Genomic DNA, 18,663 nt, shown 5'->3' with positions numbered 1-18,663 from the left:
GATCTCGTCATCCTCAGCCGCGCACGGCTTCCGCCAGCGGGCGCGAGCTGGCCGCGCCGACCTTCTTCGCCGTAGCGCTCTGGATGAAGCCGCCGCCCAGCACGCGGGCCTGGCCGCTGGCTGCGTCGTAGAACACGCAGGCCTGGCCGGGCGAGACGCCCTCCTCGCCGGCAACGAGCTCGACCTCGTATTGGCCATTGCCGCCGCGCAGCCACGCCGGCTGGGGGCTGCGGGTCGAGCGCACGCGCACGAACATCTCGAGGCCGCCGCCGATCGCGCTGTCGATGTCGCCATCGCCGATCCAGTTGACGTCGCGCAAGCTGATGCGGTGCATCTTCAGCGCATCGCGCGGACCAACGACGACGCGGCGATGCGCAGCATCGAGCCGCACCACGAACAGCGGCGAGCCGGAGGCGATGCCGAGGCCGCGGCGCTGGCCGACGGTGAAATTGGCGATGCCGTTGTGCCGGCCGAGCACGCGGCCCTCGAGATCGACGATGTCGCCGGGGTCCATCGCGTTCGGACGCAGGCGCGTGATGATGTCGGTGTAGCGGCCCGTCGGCACGAAGCAGATGTCCTGGCTGTCGTGCTTGTCGGCGACCGCGAGCCCAAAGCGGCGCGCCAGCTCGCGGGTCTGCGGCTTGGTCATGTCGCCGAGCGGAAAGCGCAGGAAGTCGAGCTGCTCGCGCGTGGTCGCGAACAGGAAATAGCTCTGGTCGCGGTCGGCGTCGGCCGCGCAGACCAGCGCGCGCGAGCCGTCGCCGATACGGCGCGAGGCAACGTAATGGCCGGTGGCGAGCGCGTGCGCCCCGAGCTCACGCGCGGTCTTCAAGAGGTCGCGAAACTTGACCGAACGGTTGCACTCTATGCACGGCACCGGCGTCTCGCCAAGCGCATAGGAGTCGGCGAAATTGTCGATGACGGACTCGCGAAAGCGGTCCTCGTAGTCGAGCACGTAATGGGGAATGCCGAGCTTGGCCGCGACATCGCGGGCGTCGTGGATGTCCTGGCCCGCGCAGCAGGCGCCCTTGCGGTGAGTCGCCGCGCCATGGTCATAGAGCTGCAGCGTGATGCCGACGACGTCGTAGCCTTCCGCCTTCAGCAGCGCGGCCGTCGTCGAAGAATCGACGCCGCCCGACATGGCGACGACGACCCTGGTGTCTTCGGGACGGCCTTCGAGATCCAGACTGTTCAGCATGGGCCTTAAAGCGTTGTGACGGCGGCGTAGCGCGATCCGCGATTGCTGTGCCTTCTGGCGGGACATCGGCGATCCCCCGGAACTTTAGTTCCCGAAGGGGCACGGCTGCCCAAGTCGAAAGCGGCTGAGAGTGACCTCTTTAATATAGGCGGCATTCCGGTGAAGCAATCACGCGGGCAGCCAGCTTAGGGCAATTCTTGCCGGGGCCGGCAGAAATGGCGGGGGCGCGGCGCGCTGCCGGGCGACGACATAAACAATCAACACATTGATTTTATTGTATAAATCTACATGGCGGGACGCTGGCCCGCTCCTTGCTCCCCCTTGTCCGAAGTTGCTTCCAAGGGGTCGCCTGTGGTTGGTCGTACGTCAGATGTCGTGGCAAGCGTGCAAGTCCAGAGCGCGCAGCAAAAGCCTGCCCGGTCGCAAGCCTCGAAAGACACGCCCGCCAGCGACGCTTTCGGCTCGCTGGTCGACAGCAATACCCAGGCAATCGCCAACAAGGCGCAGGACACAGCCCCGCGCCGGAGCGATTCGACGTCATCCTCCACGGCATCCGACCGAAGTCCGCGCGACACCTCTTCCACGGAGCAGCCTTCGCAGAGCAAGGCGAGCGACGATACCGAGACGTCTGCGCCGGCGAAGAACGACAAGAGCGACGCGGCCAGCGATTCTGCCAAGGACGCCGACAAGATCAAGGACAAGTCCGAGACATCGGACGCCAAACCGGCGGACGAATCCGACGAGACCAAGGGCGACAAGACCGACGGCGCCGATGCTCCTGCCGCCGCCGCCGATGCGGCTGCCGCCGTGTCGGCCGATGCTGCGCAGCCCGCCCTGCCCGATCCGAACGCGATTGTCGTTGCCGCGCCCGTCGTGCCGGCCGACCCGAATGCGGCTGCGAGCCAAGCCGGCGATGCCGCCGCCTCGCCGCTGACGATCGCCGCAGCAGGTCTTGCCGCCAGTGCCTCCACTGCGGCGCAGATCGCCGGCAACAAGACCGATACCGCCGGCGACAAGAGCGCCAAGGCCGCGGGCGCCGAGGTCGATGCCGAGACCACGACGACGCTCGGCGAGACCGCGACCGGAGCGAGCGAGGCGACCGCGACCGATGCAAAGGCCAATGGCGGATTGATCGCCACCGTCAGCCAGGGCACGCCAAAAACCTCGTTCAAGGACGCCGCAACCGCGCAGGCCCAGACCGACGTCTCGAATATCGGCCAGGACACCGGCAAGGCGAACGCCGAGCAGGCTCCGGCGAGCGCGACGGCCGCGCATCCGCAAGCCGCAAAGCCGCAGGCAGATGGCGGAGCGACCGAGGCCAAGGCAGTTCTCGCCGACCACGCCGCCGACCCGACGCAAGGCGCGCCAGCCACGCACGCGGGCGCGCAAGCCACCATCGCGCCGACGGATACCGGCGCGCAGGCCGCTTCCGCCGTGCAGGCGCCGCTGACCAATACGACCTCGGCCGCCACAGCATCGACCGCGACGCTCACCGCGACAGCCGCAACCCATGCGGCCGTGCCGATCAGCGGCGTGCCGATCGAGATCGCGGCTGCCATTCGCGCCGGCAAGTCCCGGTTCGACATCAGCCTCGACCCGGCCGAGCTCGGCCGCATCGATGTCCGCATCAATGTCGACCGCAACGGCCAGGTCACCTCGCATCTCACGGTGGAGAAGCCGGAGACGCTGCAAATGCTGCGTCAGGACGCGCCGCAATTGCAGCGCGCGCTCGACGATGCAGGTTTCAAGACCGGCGGCAACGGGCTGTCCTTCAGCCTGCGCGACCAGAATTCATCGGGCCAGCAGTCCGGCCAGAACAACGACAATGGTGGCAATGCCCGCCGGCTGATCATCAGCGAGGACGAAACCGTTGCCGCCGCGCCCATTGGACGCGGCTACGGCCGCATGCTCGGATCGAGCAGCGGCGTCGACATCAGAGTGTGAGGAGTATTCGATTATGACCACCACGAATGCCGCCACCGCCCCTTCCGTCGTCTCCGGGACGACCGACATCCCGAAATCCTCCTCGTCGAACTCGATGAGCTCGACCACGGGCTCGACGCTCGCAGGCAACTTTCAGACGTTCCTGACGCTGCTGACGACGCAGCTCCAGAACCAGAACCCGCTGGATCCGCTCGACACCAACCAGTTCACCCAGCAGCTGGTGCAGTTCGCCGGCGTCGAGCAGCAGCTCAAGACCAACGATTCGCTGGCCCAGCTCGTCACCCTCCAGCAGACCACGCAGGCGACCCAGGCCCTTGGCTTCGTCGGCAAGACCGCGCTGGTCGACGGCTCGACGACGAGCATGACGAACTCGGCCGCGATCTGGCATCTCAATGTGCCGACGGACTCCACCGTCGAGATCTCCATCGCCAATTCCAGCGGCCAGACCGTGTTCACCGGCAAATACAGCTCCTCCGCCGGCACCGACATTCCCTTCACCTGGAACGGCATGGGCAATGACGGCACGCAATGGCCCGACGGCAAGTACACGATCTCGGCCACGGGCAAGGACGTGGCGAACAACAATGTCGGCATCGCCGCGCAGGTGCAGGGCGTGGTGTCGTCGGTCGACCTGACCCAGTCGCCGCCACTGCTCACCATCGACGGTGCCAGCTACACGCTGAGCCAGGTCAAGAGCATCATCGCGACAAGCGCCTATTGAGGGAAAACGCTGCAACGACAGATTCAGTGTCATCCCCGCCTAGTGCGCAATTACGCACGGGGGGCGGGGATCGATAACCCCAGGAAGTCGTTTTCGCGTGAGGTCATAACCCCGAGTCGTCATCAAACTACTCCCTGGGGTTATGGGTCCCGGGCTCGCGCGGAGCCTGTCATCGGGCCGCGCTTCGCGCGGACCCGTTGGCCGCCTCGGGACGACAAGAGAGAGCCTTGCGTCATCCGCACAGGCCCCGTTCGTTAGTAAAGTATTTACCCTTCTGCCCCGCTTGGCCCGCCGGAATCGTGTCACCCGCCGGCCGAGACGGCCGTGTTCCCGCAAGTTTCAACGAGAATTGTATTGAAGCCTTAGGCTTAGCGGATTTTTAAGCCGCGGGGCGTAGGGTTACGGGCGTGAGTTCAGTGGTTGAGAGTTTGTGAGTACGCCATGACAGAACCCCATCGCCCGAGGGTAAAATACGTCATCGGGCCGGACGGCAGTCCGTTGACGATCGCGGATCTGCCTGCTCCGGGCACCAAACGCTGGGTCATCCGCCGCAAGGCCGAAGTCGTCGCCGCTGTCCGTGGTGGACTTCTCTCGCTCGAGGAGGCCTGCAGCCGTTATACCCTGACGGTCGACGAATTCCTCTCCTGGCAGTTTTCCATCGACCAGCACGGTCTGGCGGGTCTTCGCACCACCCGCATCCAGCAATATCGCCAGTAGGCGATCCGGAAATCTGCGGCTTTTGAAGAAAATCGGCCTCGCTCTGCGAGGCCGATTTTTTTGATGATGCAGTTTTGTCCGACCTCTTAACTCTCGTTAACCATATCGAAACCATCACCTAGGCAATAATTGCCCACTCGGCCTTTCCGGTGAAAGCGGCCGAATCTGTTGGGGCGGTTGCTTGCAAGGGCTTGCGGACTTTCTGAAGAGTATCGGCGCCGCCAGGTTCGGGGCGATGATCGCGGTCACGGCCGCGCTCATCGGCTTCTTCGCCTTCGTCATCATGCGCGTCACCACGCCGCAGATGACGACGCTGTTCACGGACCTCAGCGTCGAGGATTCCTCGAGCATCATCAAGGACCTGGAACGCCAGGGCATTCAGTTCGAGATCCGCAATGAGGGCTCCATCATCATGGTGCCCAAGGATAAGGTCACGCGTCTCAGGATGAAGCTCGCCGAGGGCGGCCTGCCCAAAGGTGGCGGGGTCGGCTACGAGGTGTTCGACAAGTCGGACGCACTCGGCACCACCTCCTTCGTCCAGAACATCAATCATCTCCGCGCACTGGAGGGCGAGCTCGCCCGCACCATCCGCGCCATCGACCGCATCCAGGCCGCGCGCGTCCATCTGGTGCTGCCCGAGCGCCCGCTGTTTGCGCGCGAGGCGCCGGAGCCATCGGCCTCGATCGTGGTCCGCGTCCGCGGCTCGCTGGAAGCCCAGCAGATCCGCGCCATCCGCCATCTCGTCGCCTCCGCTGTCAACGGGCTGAAGCCGCAGCGGGTCTCGATCGTCGACGAGGCCGGCCAGCTGCTCGCCGACGGCGCGGCGACCGATCCGGAGCAGACGATCGGAGACGAGCGCCGCATCGCCTTCGAAAAGCGCTTGCGCAAGCAGGTCGAGGACATCGTGTCCTCCGTGGTCGGCTCGGGCCGCGCCCGCGTGCAGCTCTCCGCTGATTTCGACTTCAACAAGATCACCCAGACCTCGGACAAGTTCGACCCCGAAGGCCGCGTGCTGCGCTCGAGCCAGACCCGCGAAGAGCAGAGCATGACCGCCGACAACAACGGCCAGGTCACCGTCAACAACGAGTTGCCCGGCAACCAGCAGAACAACGCCGCCGCCGTCGCCAAGGACCAGAGCAAGAAGTCCGAAGAGACCAACAATTACGAGATCTCCCGCACCACCAAGACCGAAGTGACCGAAGCCGGCCGGGTCAACCGCATCTCGGTCGCGGTGCTGGTCGACGGCATCTACAGCAAGAACGACAAGGGCGAGCTGGCCTACCAGGACCGCACCAAGGAGCAGCTCGACAGCATCGCCACCCTGGTTCGCTCGGCGATCGGCTTCGACCAGAAGCGCGGCGACCAGGTCGAGGTCGTGAATCTGCGCTTTGCCGACGCGCCCTCAACCGCGCCGATCGGCGAGTCCTCAGGCTTCCTCGGCATGCTCCAGTTCACCAAGGACGACGTCATGTACTTCGTCGAGCTCGGCGTGATGATGCTGCTCGGCCTGGTCGTGCTGTTCCTGGTGATCCGCCCACTGGTCAAGCGCATCCTCGCCTCCGACGAGGTCGCCGCCGCCATCTCCGGCGTGCTGACGGGCCCCGCCGCGTCGGAAGAGGCCGCGCCGGCCTCCGGCCAGCCGCTGCTGCCGAGCGGCGCCGCCAGCGCCATCGACGTCGCCACCATCCAGGGCCAGGTCCACGCCCAGTCCGTTCATCGCGTCGGCGAACTCGCCGAGCGCAACCCCAACGAAACCGTCGCCATCATCCGCCAATGGCTCACCGAACCCGCGAAATAACCCAAGCCACGCAACTCTGCCAAGTGAATCAAGAAGTGATCTGACATGGCCGCCTCCCTGCAAAACGCCAATTCCAACGACATCACCAGCGTGATCTCCACGCTGGGCCAGCGCGCCGGCAGCCGCGGGGGCAGCAAGACCGAGGCGCTGGCCGGGCCGAAGCGTGCCGCGATCCTGATGCTGGCGCTGGGCGAGCAATATGGCGGCAAGATCTGGAGCTTGCTCGACGACGACGAGGTCCGCCAGCTCTCGCTGGAGATGTCGACGCTTGGCACCGTCGAGGTCGAAACCGTCGAGGACATGCTGCTGGAATTCGTCTCGCGCATGTCGGCTTCGGGCGCGTTGATGGGCAATTTCGACGCCACCGAGCGCCTGCTCCAGCAATACCTGCCGCCGGAGCGCGTCAACGGCATCATGGATGAGATCCGCGGCCCCGCGGGACGCAACATGTGGGAGAAGCTCTCCAACGTGCAGGAAGAGGTCCTCGCCAACTACCTCAAGAACGAATATCCGCAGACAATCGCCGTGGTGCTGTCGAAGCTGAAGTCCGAGCACGCCGCCCGCGTGCTCGGCATCCTGCCCGAGGAGCTCGCGCTCGACGTCGTCAACCGCATGCTGAAGATGGAGGCAGTACAGAAGGAGGTGATCGAGAGCGTGGAGAAGACGCTGCGCACCGAATTCATGTCCAACCTGTCGCAGACCCGCCGCCGCGACGCCCACGAGGTGATGGCGGAGATCTTCAACAATTTCGACCGGCAGACCGAAACCCGCTTCATCACCTCGCTGGAAGAGGACAACCGCGAATCGGCCGAGCGCATCAAGGCGCTGATGTTCACCTTCGACGACCTCGTGAAGCTCGATTCCGGCTCTGCCCAGACCCTGATGCGCAACGTCGACAAGGACAAGCTCGGCGTCGCGCTGAAGAGCGCCAACGAGGACGTCCGCAACTTCTTCTTCGGCAACATGTCCTCGCGCGCGGCCAAGATGCTCCAGGACGACATGGCGGCGATGGGCCCGGTGCGCCTGCGCGACGTCGACGAGGCACAGGCGCTTCTGGTCAATCTCGCCAAGGACCTCGCCGCCAAGGGCGAGATCATGCTGACCAAGAACCGCGCCGACGACGAGCTGGTGTACTGATGGCCGCTCCGGCAAAATTCCTGTTCGATACCGACTTCGCGGCGCCCGAGCGGACGACGCGCGAGAAGGCCGCGACGGCAGCCGAGATCGCCCAGAAGATCGCGGAAGCCGAGGCGCGCGCCTACCAGCAGGGCTTTGCCGCCGGCCAGCACGAGGCCAAGGCCGAGAGCGACCGGCGCGTCGCACTCGCCATGGAGGAGATCAACATCGCAATTCGGGGCGTCGCCTCCGGCATCGGCAACATCGAGACCAGGATGGAGACCGAGGCGGTCGAGGTCGCGGTCGCGGTGGCGCGCAAGCTGTGCGCCGATCTCGTCGCCGCCGAGCCGCTCGGCGAGGTCATAGCGCTGGTCAAGGACTGCTTCTCGCATCTGGTCGCGACGCCGCATCTCGTCGTCCGCATCAACGATGCGCTTTACGACGCCGCGCGCGAGAAGATCGAGCGGCTCGCCAAGCAGAGCGGCTTCGAGGGCCGGCTGGTGATCCTGGCCGAGCCGGAAATCGCCACCGGCGACTGCCGGATCGAATGGGCCGATGGCGGCGTCGTGCTGGAGCGCGGCGCCATCACGGCCAAGATCGACGAAATGGTCGGACGCTATATCGCGTCCCGCAGGGGAAATTAAGCCATGAGCGACACAGACGGACAGGTCCCGCTGCCCGATCTCAACGGCCCGATGCCGCCGACCGGCACCGACGTCGGCTACAACGAGGACGAATATGCGGCGCGTGCCGCCGCCGACCTCGAAGCGGTGTTCGACGTGCCGGTGCAGGTCTCGGCCGTGCTCGGCCGCTCCAAGATGGATGTCGGCGAGCTCCTGAAGCTCGGACCAGGCACGGTGCTCGAGCTCGACCGGCGCGTCGGCGAGGCCATCGACATCTACGTCAACAACAAGCTGGTCGCCCGCGGCGAGGTCGTCCTGGTCGAGGACAAGCTCGGCGTCACCATGACGGAAATCATCAAGGCCGAACGCGGCTAGAACAAGGACATGACGCGCGGCAGCGCGAACAGACGGACAGGAGACTGACATGCGGCTTCTCATCGTTGGCACATTGAAGGGCCAGCTCACCACCGCCACCAAGATCGCGATGGAGAACGGCGCCACCGTGACCCATGCCGAGGATCACGAGCAGGCGATGCGCGTGCTGCGCGGCGGCAAGGGCGCGGACCTCCTGCTGGTCGACGTCGCCCTTGACATCCGCGACCTCGTGCTGCGGCTGGAGGCCGAGCACATCCACGCCCCGATCGTCGCCTGCGGCATCACCAACGACGCCCGCGCCGCGGTCGCCGCGATCCACGCCGGCGCCAAGGAATACATCCCGCTACCGCCGGACCCCGAGCTGATTGCCGCGGTGCTCGCCGCGGTCGCCAACGATTCCCGCGAGCTGGTCTATCGCGACGAGGCGATGGCGAAGGTGATCAAGCTCGCCCAGCAGATCGCCGGCTCCGACGCATCGGTGATGATCACGGGGGAATCCGGCACGGGCAAGGAGGTGCTGGCCCGCTACGTCCATACCCGTTCGGCGCGCGCCAAGCGCCCGTTCATCTCCATCAACTGCGCCGCGATCCCCGAACACCTCCTGGAGTCCGAGCTGTTCGGCCACGAGAAGGGCGCCTTCACCGGCGCGGTCGCGCGCCGCATCGGCAAGTTCGAGGAGGCGACCGGCGGCACGCTGCTGCTCGACGAAATCTCGGAGATGGACGTCCGCCTGCAATCGAAACTGCTGCGCGCCATCCAGGAGCGCGTGATCGATCGCGTCGGCGGCACCAAGCCCGTGCCGGTGGACATCCGCATCATCGCCACCTCGAACCGCAACCTCGCCGAAGCCGTGCGCGAGGGCACGTTCCGCGAGGACCTGCTGTTCCGCCTCAACGTCGTCAATTTGAAGATCCCGCCCCTGCGCGAGCGCCCTGCCGACATCCTGGAGCTCGCCCAGCATTTCGTGAAGAAGTATGCGGAGGCCAACGGTGTGCCGCTGCGCCCGATCTCGGCGGAAGCCCGCCGCGTGCTCTCCGGCAACCGCTGGCAGGGCAACGTCCGCGAGCTCGAAAACACCATGCACCGCGCGGTGCTGATGGCGCACGGCGACGAGATCGGAGCCGACGCCATCATCACGCCGGACGGCGACCGCCTCGATCTCGCCAAGACCGCGCCGGCGGTGGCGCATGCCACCATGGCCGCCGAGCAGGTGACGCGCGCACTGGTGGGGCGCACCGTGGCCGATGTCGAGCGCGACCTCATCCTGGAGACGCTGAAGCACTGCCTCGGCAACCGGACCCATGCCGCCAACATCCTCGGCATCTCGATCCGCACGCTGCGCAACAAGCTCAACGAATATGCCGACGGCGGCATCCCGATCCCGCCCGCGGGGACGCCGGGCGAATATCCGCGGATGCCGATGATGGGGGCGTAAGGGCCTCTTGCAAGTATCGACGATGCAAGTGCCTGGGCCTGTCCCGGGCATTTTCGTTTGGCGCGCACCGATACTCACCCCGTCATCCTGAGGTGCGAAGCGCGCGATGCGAACGCATCGCGTGCGGAGCCTCGAAGGATGAACGGCCACAGCCGGGCCGTCGCCCTTCGAGGGCCGCTGAAGAAGCGGCCAACTCAAGGTGACGGCGAGAGAACTTCGGCTGCTTCGAATGCAAGGGGGAGCCGCATTCGGCGACTAGGTCAAGCCCGCACAACGCCCTATAACCACGCCCGAAAACCACACGAGGGACCACATGTCTGAAGCTCAAATCACGGATTGGCTGACGTCGCAGCGGCAGGCGATGATCGATCTGCTCCGCGACGTCGTGAACATCGATTCCGGATCCTACGACAAGGAGGGCGTCGATGCGGTCGGTGCGCGGTTCGAGCGGCACTTTGCCGAGCACGGCATTCCGTTCCGGCGCGAGGCCAACGCCACTTTCGGCGATGCGATTCATGCCGAGGTGGCAAAGCCCGGCAGCAACGAGAAGCCCGTGCTGTTGATGGGGCATCGCGACACCGTGTTCGGCAAGGGCGAGGCCGGGAGGCGTCCGTTCACGATCAGAGATGGCCGCGCCTATGGACCGGGTGTCGCCGACATGAAGTCCGGCCTCGTCATGAACGTGTTCGTGGCAACCGCCTTCCACAAATTCGGCGGCTCACCGCACCCGATCAAGGTATTGATCACCTCGGACGAGGAGATCGGCTCGCCCTCCTCGCGCCCGGTAATCGAACGTGAGGGCCGCGCCGCCCGCGCGGTGTTCAATTCAGAGCCGGGCCGCCCCACCGGCAATATCGTCACCGGCCGCAAGGGCGGCATCTTCATGCATCTCGGCATCACCGGCAAAGCCGCGCATTCCGGCGCCAATTTCGCTGCCGGCATCAGCGCGATCGGCGAGCTCGCGCACAAGATCGTGCAGATCCATGCGCTGACCGATCTGGACAAGGGCATCACGCTCAATGTCGGCCTCGTCTCGGGCGGCCAGTCCGTCAACACCACGGCGCCCTACGCCGAAGGCCAGATCGACCTGCGTTACGTCGATCCGGCGGATCGCGCGAGGGTGATGGCCGCAATCGAGACGATCGTCACGACCTCCTACGTGCCGGGTACGAGTGCAACGCTGACGATCAAGGGCGAGTTCGTCCCGGTGGTGCAGAGCGCGGATTCGAAGGCGCTGTTCGAAAATTATCAGGCCGCCGCAAGACAGGTCGGCCTCACCACGCTCCAGGGCGAGTTCTCCGGCGGCTGTGCCGATTCCGGCTTCACCGCCGCGGTCGGCACGCCGACGATCTGCGGCCTCGGGCCGGTCGGCGGGCTCGCGCACACGCCGGAGGAATATCTCGAGCTCGACAGCATCGTGCCACGCGCACAGGCGCTGGCGCTGGCGATTCTGCGGGGATAGCCGCCACGCACTCCCTCGTCATGGCCGGCTTGACCCGGGCATCCACGTCGATCCCAAATTGCCGATGCACGTGGATGGCCGGGTCAAGCCGGCCATGACGAGGAGAGAGGGCGGCGCGCACCCGCGCGCACGCATTCAACTCACGAATAACTCGGCGCGTCGGGCTTGCGGAAGATGTGGATGGGGTCGCCCGGCACGATCGGAGAGCCTGAGAACATCGCGTAGGCGTAGAGCGCGAGATAGGCGATCGCAAGCACGCCGACGGCATAGAAGGCCCAGGTCGCAACGCGTTTCATCGATCCGCTCCATTGCCGTCCCGCATGGGGGTTCAGGCGCTTCTAGAGCGATGACGGAGAAAAGGCCAGCCTTCCGCGCCGACACGCGTGGCGATCATCTGCCGCGCCGGCCGCGCGCGGGAAGGCTGACGTCCGCAAGCCTGGCCGCGTCCTCGTCCTGGTCGACCGCCAGATACTGGCCGTGCCAATAGGCAAGAGCCGCGGTGCGGGCCGAGCTCCTGATGTCCCTGACACGGCCGATGACGATGCCGTGCGAGTGACGTTCGACGATCTCCTCGACCTCGCAATCGAAGGCGGACAATGCGCCGAACAGCAGGGGAACGCCCGAGACCGCCGTCACCCATTTGGCGCCTTCGAAACGATCGGCGCCCTTCAACCCGCCCTTGCCGGAAAAGCGCTCGGCAATCTCGAGCTGGTCAGCGTTGAGGATGTTCACGCCGAAGGCGCCGTGGCGCTTGATCAGCGGAAAGGACGACGCATCGCGGTTGATGCTGACCAGCAGCGTCGGCGGCTCGACCGACAGCGAGGTGACCGAGGTCACCGTCATGCCCGTAATATCCTTGCCCCGCCCGGCGGTGATAACGCTGACGCCGCCGGTGAGGTGGCGCATGGCGCCGCGAAAATCGACGGACGAGACGGGGATTTCGGTCATGAGATCGCGGGGCACTACATTCATGGCATTGCTCCCCGAAGCGGGGATCCCTCTTATTTAGGTACGATCGTCCGCCGACAAAAGGTGGCTGAGGATCGAGCCTTCAAGGCTTGCGAGTTCGGCCGAGCCGCGCTGGCGCGGCCGGGCACCGTGCAGCTGCGCCATGCGCTGCTGGCCGACGGAATCCATACGGGCAAAGTTCTTCTGCGCCAGCGCGATGGTCTGGTCGCTGACATGCCTGATCAGCTCGTTCGCGGCCTGCCAGGCTTCATTCACGTTTGAGGAATGATGGTGCGCGTCATCGGAGCTGTCGAGATGTCCGGGAAAATAGCGATGCGAGCACTGCGGTGCATGCTGCGCGCGTGATTAATCTTTCGAGCGGCGAAGCGAATGAGGATGGAATTTTTCTGCACGCGAATGTGAGAGATGCACGGATCTGGTCGAGCGCTCCTCGGTGGAACACAAAACGTGAAAAACAACCCCATGCACAGTAGCCGGGGGCGTGCGAAAACAATAAATTGCGCATTATCCGAAGTTCGTTTGACCCGTCGGGCAAAACAGGGGCATAATGGCATCATCGCGAACTGGGGGTGCTGGGGCGCTCCCTCCACCCTCTCGCCGTCATTCCCCGCCACCGGGTCTCGCCTGCGGCGAGCCCGATGACAGGCTCCGGCGGGGAATCCAGTACGCCGCGGCGTTTCCGCATCAAACGACTGTCTCTGGAATACTGGATCGCCCGCCTTCGTGGGCGATGACACTGAAGCCGTGGCGGGCGCGTGCCTCGCGCAGAACCGTTTGCAACTAGTGCAACCACCTCACCGGCAGATTCTGCAGCCCGCGGAACGCCCAGCCGCCGATCCGCACCGGCTCGTCGCCGGCGATCTCGATGCGTCCCGCGCGCGCAAACACGGTCGGCAGCGCGACGTCGGCGATCATGGCGCGGGAGGCGAAGGCACCGGCGCAGAAATGCGGGCCGGCGCCGAAGGCGACGCTCTTGGTGGTGTCGCGCCGCACATCGAACTGGTCGGCGCGCTCAAAATGCTTCTCGTCGCGGTTGGCGGAGCCGAACATCAGGAACACGCGCTCGTCGCGTTCGAAGGACACATCGTGAATGGTCCAGGGCTTGGCGATGCGGCGCGGCGACATGCCGATCGGCGAGATCCAGCGCGCATATTCCTCGAAGGCCTGCAGCCAGGACACTTTACCGCGCAAGACCAGATCGAGCTGCTCGGGATGGGTGAGCAGCGCCCACACCGTGCCGGCGATCGCCTTGCGCGGCTCGTTCTGCCCGCCCGAGATCGCGAGCTTGACGTTGGCGCGCACGCTCTCCATCGGCATGCCCGAAGCGAGCAGCACGCCCAAAATGCTCTGGTCCGGGTGCTTGCGCATCACCGGCAGGATGTCGTCGATCGCGGCGTCGATGCCCGAGGTCGCCGCATGGCAGCGCGCCTCGACGGCGGGATCTCCGGCGTAATTGGCGATGCCCTCGATCATGCCTTGCGACCAGGCGTCCATGTCCTCGAAGCCGATATTGGTGAGGCCGGTGATCGACTTCAGGCATTCGCCGGAGAACGGCAGCGCGAAGTCGCGCATGAAATCGATCCGGCCAGGTTCGATCGCATCGAGGATGCGGTCGGCATGAGCCTGGAACAGCGAGGTCCAGTGCGCCTTCACCGTCTTCGGCGATACCGTCGGAAACATCGCGCGCCGCTCGACCTGATGCGCCTCGCCGTCCTTGCGCATCATGTTGTGGCCCATCAGCCGGTTCATCAGGCCGGCGGGCTGGTGCGAGGAGAACACGTCGATCTGCTTCTCGGAGATCGAGATGTCGTCGCGGCTCGTCAGCAGCGTCGAGCCGAGCTGCGGCACGAACGCGATCGGCGCCTCCCGCCTCATCTTCGCGAGCATCGGATAGGGATCGGCCCAGAAGGCGGCGGGGTCGATGTCGATGCGCGGCGCGGTGCTCAAGGCGGTCCCTCCTGATTTCGTATGCTTCAGGGCAGATTAGCGAACTCCGCGGCCGCCGTCTGTCCCTAGCGATAGGGACGGGCGGCATTGGTCTGTTTCGTGAGCCTCCGGCAATGAACTATTAATCGTGAGCACGCGCCTCACGTGCCAACTGATCGATTATCGCCTAAGTTGCAATCGACAATCATCGAAGAGCTCAGGCGCGAAATCGCATGCAACCATCCGATTGGGCCGTTGTCCTGTACTACGCGTGGCCAGCCATCTTGATACCTGCGGGATGGCTCGTGTTAGGGCGATTATGCCGGGAACGCGCAGCTTCCGGGGCATCGATGATGGAATTGCGGGAGCAGCACCTTGCAGAAACGCACCGGATGAGCGCTGTGATGGAGAGGATCGCAGCTGTTCTCGAGAAGAACAACAGGCATTAGTCAGAGTTACTGGCTTGGAAGGTTGAGGATGACCGTAGCCGATATACTGCTTGCGATGTACTCTTGGTGGCCGTTCATCCTGATCGTGGGTGGATCGATCCTCGCGATGCGTACGCTGCGCCAACGCACCTCGTCGGGCGCCACGATGATCGATCTGTATGAGCAGCAGATTGCCGAAACGCGCCGAACGAATGCCGGATTGGAGCGGATCGCTGCTGCCCTCGAGCTTGGGATGGGCACGGCCGGATCCCAGGCCAATAAGGGTGCCGGAACCGCTTGAATACGCAAAATGTCCGCGAGACCAAATCGACGGCATCACGGTGAAGCACCCCAATCCAAAATGGCATCGATCCAGTTGGCGATTCCGCTGGACTCCGGATCGCGCGGGCACTGCATGGATGCTGATGTCAGCAATTATCGCTGTCGCCATCTTTGCGGCCGTCGTGATTCATTATCCATTCCTGCCACAGCGAAACGCCGGTGCCGGCTTTGGACCCGACTGGGATTGCACACCTCACCCCCGTGGCGAACCCACTTGCATCAAGAAGGTTGATCGGTAAATCGGCCTGGACTTGTCGTCTGGACAATCAAGCAGTTGCTGTCGCGGCGCCTGGATCGCCGCCCGTCGGGACCGGGGACTGACCTACCGGACCTCGGCGACCTTCGGTCCAGGTGACATCATCTGCGCGTTTGCCGCCAAGGGCCGCTTTGACGGCGATGCCGGATCCGGCAATCGGAAGGCGGCGTCGGGCGGCGTTCCCGGACGCCGGGCAGCGGTTGCCGGAAGCACGATCACTTTCGCTCCGACCTTCACCCGCTCGTAGAGATCCGTGACGTCCTCGTTGGTCAGCCGGATGCAGCCAGACGACACCTTCTTCCCGATCGTCGCGGGATTGTTGGTGCCGTGAATTCGATATTCGGTCTCGCCCAGATACATCGCCCGGGCGCCGAGCGGGTTGCCGGGGCCGCCCGCCATGAACCGCGGCAGATAGGGCTGACGCGAGACCATCTCCGCAGGCGGATGCCAATCCGGCCATTCGGCCTTGCGGGCCACGGTCTGCTCACCGGACCATGTGAAACCTTCGCGGCCAACGCCGATGCCATAGCGCATCGCCTGCCTGTCGTTCAGGACGAAATAGAGGAACGTGTTTCCGGTATCGATGATGACGGTGCCCGGGGCCTGGCGGCTCGTATAGTCAACCACCTGGCGGACGAGTGCTCCGGGAGCATCAGCATCGGCTTTTGGCGGTTCGACCAGCGGAGCCGGGACCGGAATCGGAGCTGGAGCCGGGGTGAGAGCCGCCGCGGACGCATGAACTGGAGGTGCCACGTAAACCGGCGTTGACGATGCCCGAGCTTCGCGCGCGGACGGTGTCCGTGCCGGTTGCACGCTCGCCGGGCGAGACAGCAAACCGTACCCCAATGCGGCGACGGCCACAGCGCCAATGGCAACTCTCGCAGCCATTGGCAGCGCGAGCGTTTCTGCCTTTCCACGTTTGGCCCGCTTGCTCACGTCTCTCCCCAGGTCACCATGCCCAAGAGAGGTACCCAGCAAAATTTAAGAAACTTCCAAGCAATTTCGCTCAGACTGGAACCGCTAGCCGTGGTTAACGCCGAACTCGCGTCGATTTGGCTTGGGTTCTGCCAAGTCCGATCTAACCTCGACCGCTGACACGGCCAGATGCCGTCACAATCTTCGGCTTAGGGTCAAAATGCGAAATACTCAGGTTGAGAATCTGGTACGCCGTGCCGCCAGAAGCGGACATGATCGACTCTAGCGGTTGGCGTTCAAAACCTTCATTCGCGTCACCGTGACACCGCCTTCGGCAAGTTCAGGCAGCTTGGCGAGCCACGCCTTTACGTAGGGCATCTCATTATGAGCCTCGAAGTCTTCCTTACTGGCGAAGACCTCATAGAAGATGAACTGGCCAGAAGCTGCGCGGTCTTCCTGAAGAAAATATACGAGGTTCTTTGGGTCGCTGCGCACGAGAGCGACAAGCGGCAGCGTGGCAGCGCGCAGTTCCTCTTCCCTGCCCGATTTGGCCCGGACCTGCGCAACCACCGAATAGGCGCCCTCTGGAATCCCGGAATAGTCTCTGCCCGGCCTCTCCTGCGCGACGGCAGCAACCTTCGCCGCAAGAACGGCGAGGAATACAACTGTCGTCAGTGACAGACGTCGATGAGTCGAATGCATTGCTGAGAACCCTTTCGTAGGGTCAACTGGATTGATGCGCTGCCGCTCGCATTCCTTCCTGCTCAGTTGGCAGCCAATTTACTCCGGCGTGCGCTCAACGCCTCCTCGAATGTCTTCTTCACGGGCCCCAGCGCTTGCACGAATTCGAGTTGTTCGCCTTCCGGCCCCTTGCAGTAAATCAGTGACCAGCCGTTGGATTTTCCCGCGGTGATCCGGTTGGTATTGGCCGACATCGGAGCCGCCAACCGCTCCTGTTCCGAGGTTACGGTGATCACGCGGTTGGCCCTTACCTGGGTCATCCCGCGGCGCGCCGATTCCGCCTCGAGATCGCGGACGAACTGATTGAAGTCGACATCCTCGCGAATGTAGAAGCAGATGTGCATCGATCGCGGATAGGCCGGGCTCATATGATCATGTGGTTCGGCGAAACTATCGCCTTTTCCCATCGGCTGAGTGGCATCCCGATACTGCAATAGCTCGATCACCACATTATCGAACTGAATGAATCGCACGTCGAGGCGCTGGCCGCCGCCCTTGAGATCGGGCACGCCCATCGTGCGCGGATTAACCCGCCGCTTGCGCGCCTCGATCTCCTGATCGGTCAGTAGAGTATTGTGTATCGCCTCACCCTGGAAGTCGCCATCTCGCATCACTTCGCTGCCGCCAAGGACTTCTGTATAGAACTCGAATGCACGATCCATGTTCTGTACGGTGACGCCAAAATGCTGGATGCCTTGTAAGCGCGCCCCCAGAGGGGCGCTATTTCGCGACGCCGCAGGCATTTCGCCAGCAGTCTGCGCCGATGCGGGGACCGCGCTGGTCGCCGCCATGCCGACAACCAGTGCGGCTCCGGCAGCCTGAAGGACGGTCCTGCGATCAGGATCATGGGGATTGTTCGCCTTGTCGTCACACACTTCCTTCACTCCTGTTCACCGATCAGAATCCCCCGTTGGCGCGTCGCGCGCTCGGGCGATCACTGTCACACCATGTTGGCTGCCGTCATAGTGGCGCGCTGCTATTGGGCCAGGTAGCCTCCGTCAATCACCAGTTCGGCACCGGTGACGTAGCTGGCTTCATCGGAGGCGAGAAAGAGGCAGCCATATGCAATTTCGCTCGGCTTGCCTCCGCGCTTCATCGGCGTTGTTGCGATGACGGCTTCATTGAGGCCCGCGTCTTGTGCGTCGGTCAGCGGCGTGTGGATGAAACCTGGATGGACTGAGTTGACGCGAATTCCGTCGGCAACATACGTCATTGCGGCGTTCTTCGACATGATGCGGACTGCACCCTTTACGGCATGATAGGAATGCGCGCCTGCGACTGCAGAATTGCCCCAGATCGACGAGATGTTGACGATCGAACCCGACTTCTGCTTCCGCATAACCCGAATTGCCTCGCGCATGCCGAGAAAGACGCCGGTCTGATCGACCGAGATCATCTTCATCCACGCCTTCATCTCGAGTTCATGCAGCGGCTCGTACGCAATGATCCCCGCATTGTTGATCAGCACGTCGAGCCGACCGCGTTTTTTGACAACGATGTCCACCGCTGTTTTCCAGTCGCCTTCGCTGGTGACGTCGAGCGGTATGATCTCGATACCATCGGAATGTGGTTTCACGGGTGACGCAATATCGCTGGCGAAAACAGTTGCGCCCTCCTTGGCAAAAAGTTCCGAGACGGCATAGCCGATGCCACTTGCTGCCCCGGTGACCAACGCCACTTTCCCTTGAAGTCTCATT

18 protein-coding genes and 1 pseudogene are annotated in these 18,663 nt (G+C 64.2%); 10 read left to right on the top strand and 9 right to left on the bottom strand.

Annotated features, from left to right (window positions below; genetic code table 11):
* Positions 1-13: 13 nt before the first annotated feature.
* A complete protein-coding gene (gene mnmA, locus EDE08_RS14285) occupies positions 14-1,198 on the bottom strand; it encodes a tRNA 2-thiouridine(34) synthase MnmA (RefSeq protein ID WP_131869476.1) in 1,185 nt (394 codons plus the stop codon).
* A 351-nt stretch (positions 1,199-1,549) separates the two neighbouring features.
* On the opposite strand from mnmA, the gene EDE08_RS14280 reads away from it, so the two are divergent.
* From EDE08_RS14280 to EDE08_RS14240, 9 genes are all read left to right on the top strand, one after another.
* Positions 1,550-3,142: a flagellar hook-length control protein FliK gene (locus tag EDE08_RS14280; RefSeq protein WP_131869475.1), complete on the top strand. Its 1,593-nt coding sequence runs from the start codon at positions 1,550-1,552 to the stop codon at positions 3,140-3,142.
* Between the two features lie 13 nt (positions 3,143-3,155).
* A complete protein-coding gene (locus tag EDE08_RS14275) occupies positions 3,156-3,863 on the top strand; it encodes a flagellar hook assembly protein FlgD (RefSeq protein WP_061881322.1) in 708 nt (235 codons plus the stop codon).
* Between the two features lie 441 nt (positions 3,864-4,304).
* Complete coding sequence (gene sciP, locus EDE08_RS14270; protein WP_002714638.1) at positions 4,305-4,580, top strand: CtrA inhibitor SciP; 276 nt, start codon at positions 4,305-4,307, stop codon at positions 4,578-4,580.
* A gap of 181 nt (positions 4,581-4,761) precedes the next feature.
* Positions 4,762-6,378, top strand: a complete 1,617-nt coding sequence (fliF, locus tag EDE08_RS14265; protein WP_131869474.1) for a flagellar basal-body MS-ring/collar protein FliF — start codon at positions 4,762-4,764, stop codon at positions 6,376-6,378.
* A gap of 45 nt (positions 6,379-6,423) precedes the next feature.
* Positions 6,424-7,515: a flagellar motor switch protein FliG gene (gene fliG, locus EDE08_RS14260; RefSeq protein ID WP_028180684.1), complete on the top strand. Its 1,092-nt coding sequence runs from the start codon at positions 6,424-6,426 to the stop codon at positions 7,513-7,515.
* Complete coding sequence (locus EDE08_RS14255; protein WP_131869473.1) at positions 7,515-8,138, top strand: FliH/SctL family protein; 624 nt, start codon at positions 7,515-7,517, stop codon at positions 8,136-8,138. The genes fliG and EDE08_RS14255 overlap by 1 nt, the downstream gene beginning before the upstream one ends.
* 3 nt (positions 8,139-8,141) lie before the next feature.
* Positions 8,142-8,492, top strand: a complete 351-nt coding sequence (fliN, locus tag EDE08_RS14250) for a flagellar motor switch protein FliN (RefSeq protein WP_057027996.1) — start codon at positions 8,142-8,144, stop codon at positions 8,490-8,492.
* A gap of 49 nt (positions 8,493-8,541) precedes the next feature.
* Positions 8,542-9,927 carry a sigma-54-dependent transcriptional regulator FlbD gene (flbD, locus tag EDE08_RS14245; protein ID WP_131869472.1) on the top strand — a complete coding sequence of 462 codons (1,386 nt, stop codon included), beginning with the start codon at positions 8,542-8,544 and terminating at the stop codon, positions 9,925-9,927.
* Positions 9,928-10,240: 313 nt separating this feature from the next.
* Entirely contained in the window at positions 10,241-11,389 is a 1,149-nt protein-coding gene (locus EDE08_RS14240) for a M20 family metallopeptidase (RefSeq protein ID WP_131869471.1), read from the top strand.
* 140 nt (positions 11,390-11,529) lie between these two features.
* On the opposite strand, the gene EDE08_RS38450 is transcribed toward EDE08_RS14240, so the two are convergent.
* The 4 genes and pseudogenes from EDE08_RS38450 to EDE08_RS14225 all read right to left on the bottom strand — a co-directional run bounded on the left by EDE08_RS38450 (position 11,530) and on the right by EDE08_RS14225 (position 14,305).
* Entirely contained in the window at positions 11,530-11,685 is a 156-nt protein-coding gene (locus EDE08_RS38450; RefSeq protein WP_165935967.1) for a hypothetical protein, read from the bottom strand.
* A 94-nt stretch (positions 11,686-11,779) separates the two neighbouring features.
* Positions 11,780-12,361 (bottom strand): flavin reductase family protein, encoded by a 582-nt coding sequence (locus EDE08_RS14235; RefSeq protein WP_131869470.1) that lies wholly within the window; start codon positions 12,359-12,361, stop codon positions 11,780-11,782.
* A 33-nt stretch (positions 12,362-12,394) separates the two neighbouring features.
* Positions 12,395-12,607, bottom strand: a pseudogene (locus EDE08_RS39095) (hypothetical protein); the annotation flags it as partial.
* A 531-nt stretch (positions 12,608-13,138) separates the two neighbouring features.
* Entirely contained in the window at positions 13,139-14,305 is a 1,167-nt protein-coding gene (locus EDE08_RS14225) for a cytochrome P450 (RefSeq protein ID WP_131869469.1), read from the bottom strand.
* Between the two features lie 456 nt (positions 14,306-14,761).
* On the opposite strand from EDE08_RS14225, the gene EDE08_RS14220 reads away from it, so the two are divergent.
* The gene (locus EDE08_RS14220) at positions 14,762-15,013 is read left to right on the top strand and encodes a hypothetical protein (RefSeq protein WP_131869468.1); all 252 of its coding nucleotides are present in this window, start codon (positions 14,762-14,764) and stop codon (positions 15,011-15,013) included.
* A gap of 363 nt (positions 15,014-15,376) precedes the next feature.
* Here EDE08_RS14220 and EDE08_RS14215 read toward each other — a convergent pair whose 3' ends face one another.
* The 4 genes from EDE08_RS14215 to EDE08_RS14200 form a co-directional block, all read right to left on the bottom strand.
* Complete coding sequence (locus tag EDE08_RS14215; protein ID WP_207913018.1) at positions 15,377-16,246, bottom strand: L,D-transpeptidase; 870 nt, start codon at positions 16,244-16,246, stop codon at positions 15,377-15,379.
* A 261-nt stretch (positions 16,247-16,507) separates the two neighbouring features.
* Positions 16,508-16,927 (bottom strand): putative quinol monooxygenase, encoded by a 420-nt coding sequence (locus tag EDE08_RS14210; RefSeq protein ID WP_131869466.1) that lies wholly within the window; start codon positions 16,925-16,927, stop codon positions 16,508-16,510.
* A gap of 62 nt (positions 16,928-16,989) precedes the next feature.
* Positions 16,990-17,841, bottom strand: coding sequence for a VOC family protein (locus EDE08_RS14205; RefSeq protein WP_245524790.1), 852 nt, complete (start codon positions 17,839-17,841; stop codon positions 16,990-16,992).
* Positions 17,842-17,942: 101 nt separating this feature from the next.
* Positions 17,943-18,662, bottom strand: a complete 720-nt coding sequence (locus EDE08_RS14200) for an SDR family NAD(P)-dependent oxidoreductase (protein WP_131869465.1) — start codon at positions 18,660-18,662, stop codon at positions 17,943-17,945.
* Position 18,663: the final 1 nt, after the last annotated feature.

It is taken from the genome of Bradyrhizobium sp. R2.2-H (assembly GCF_004346455.1).
GTDB lineage: Bacteria > Pseudomonadota > Alphaproteobacteria > Rhizobiales > Xanthobacteraceae > Bradyrhizobium > Bradyrhizobium diversitatis.
Note: the sequence above shows the minus strand (reverse complement) of the source record. Positions and strands in the feature narration are given on the sequence as shown.

Coding starts and splice junctions, on each gene's coding strand:
- EDE08_RS14240 (WP_131869471.1), top strand. CDS start 10,241: ATGTCTGAAGCTCAAATCACGGATTGGCTGACGTCGCAGCGGCAGGCG.
- EDE08_RS38450 (WP_165935967.1), bottom strand. CDS start 11,685: ATGAAACGCGTTGCGACCTGGGCCTTCTATGCCGTCGGCGTGCTTGCG.
- sciP (WP_002714638.1), top strand. CDS start 4,305: ATGACAGAACCCCATCGCCCGAGGGTAAAATACGTCATCGGGCCGGAC.
- EDE08_RS14275 (WP_061881322.1), top strand. CDS start 3,156: ATGACCACCACGAATGCCGCCACCGCCCCTTCCGTCGTCTCCGGGACG.
- mnmA (WP_131869476.1), bottom strand. CDS start 1,198: ATGCTGAACAGTCTGGATCTCGAAGGCCGTCCCGAAGACACCAGGGTC.
- EDE08_RS14220 (WP_131869468.1), top strand. CDS start 14,762: ATGACCGTAGCCGATATACTGCTTGCGATGTACTCTTGGTGGCCGTTC.
- fliN (WP_057027996.1), top strand. CDS start 8,142: ATGAGCGACACAGACGGACAGGTCCCGCTGCCCGATCTCAACGGCCCG.
- flbD (WP_131869472.1), top strand. CDS start 8,542: ATGCGGCTTCTCATCGTTGGCACATTGAAGGGCCAGCTCACCACCGCC.
- EDE08_RS14255 (WP_131869473.1), top strand. CDS start 7,515: ATGGCCGCTCCGGCAAAATTCCTGTTCGATACCGACTTCGCGGCGCCC.
- fliG (WP_028180684.1), top strand. CDS start 6,424: ATGGCCGCCTCCCTGCAAAACGCCAATTCCAACGACATCACCAGCGTG.
- EDE08_RS14235 (WP_131869470.1), bottom strand. CDS start 12,361: ATGAATGTAGTGCCCCGCGATCTCATGACCGAAATCCCCGTCTCGTCC.
- EDE08_RS14210 (WP_131869466.1), bottom strand. CDS start 16,927: ATGCATTCGACTCATCGACGTCTGTCACTGACGACAGTTGTATTCCTC.
- EDE08_RS14200 (WP_131869465.1), bottom strand. CDS start 18,662: ATGAGACTTCAAGGGAAAGTGGCGTTGGTCACCGGGGCAGCAAGTGGC.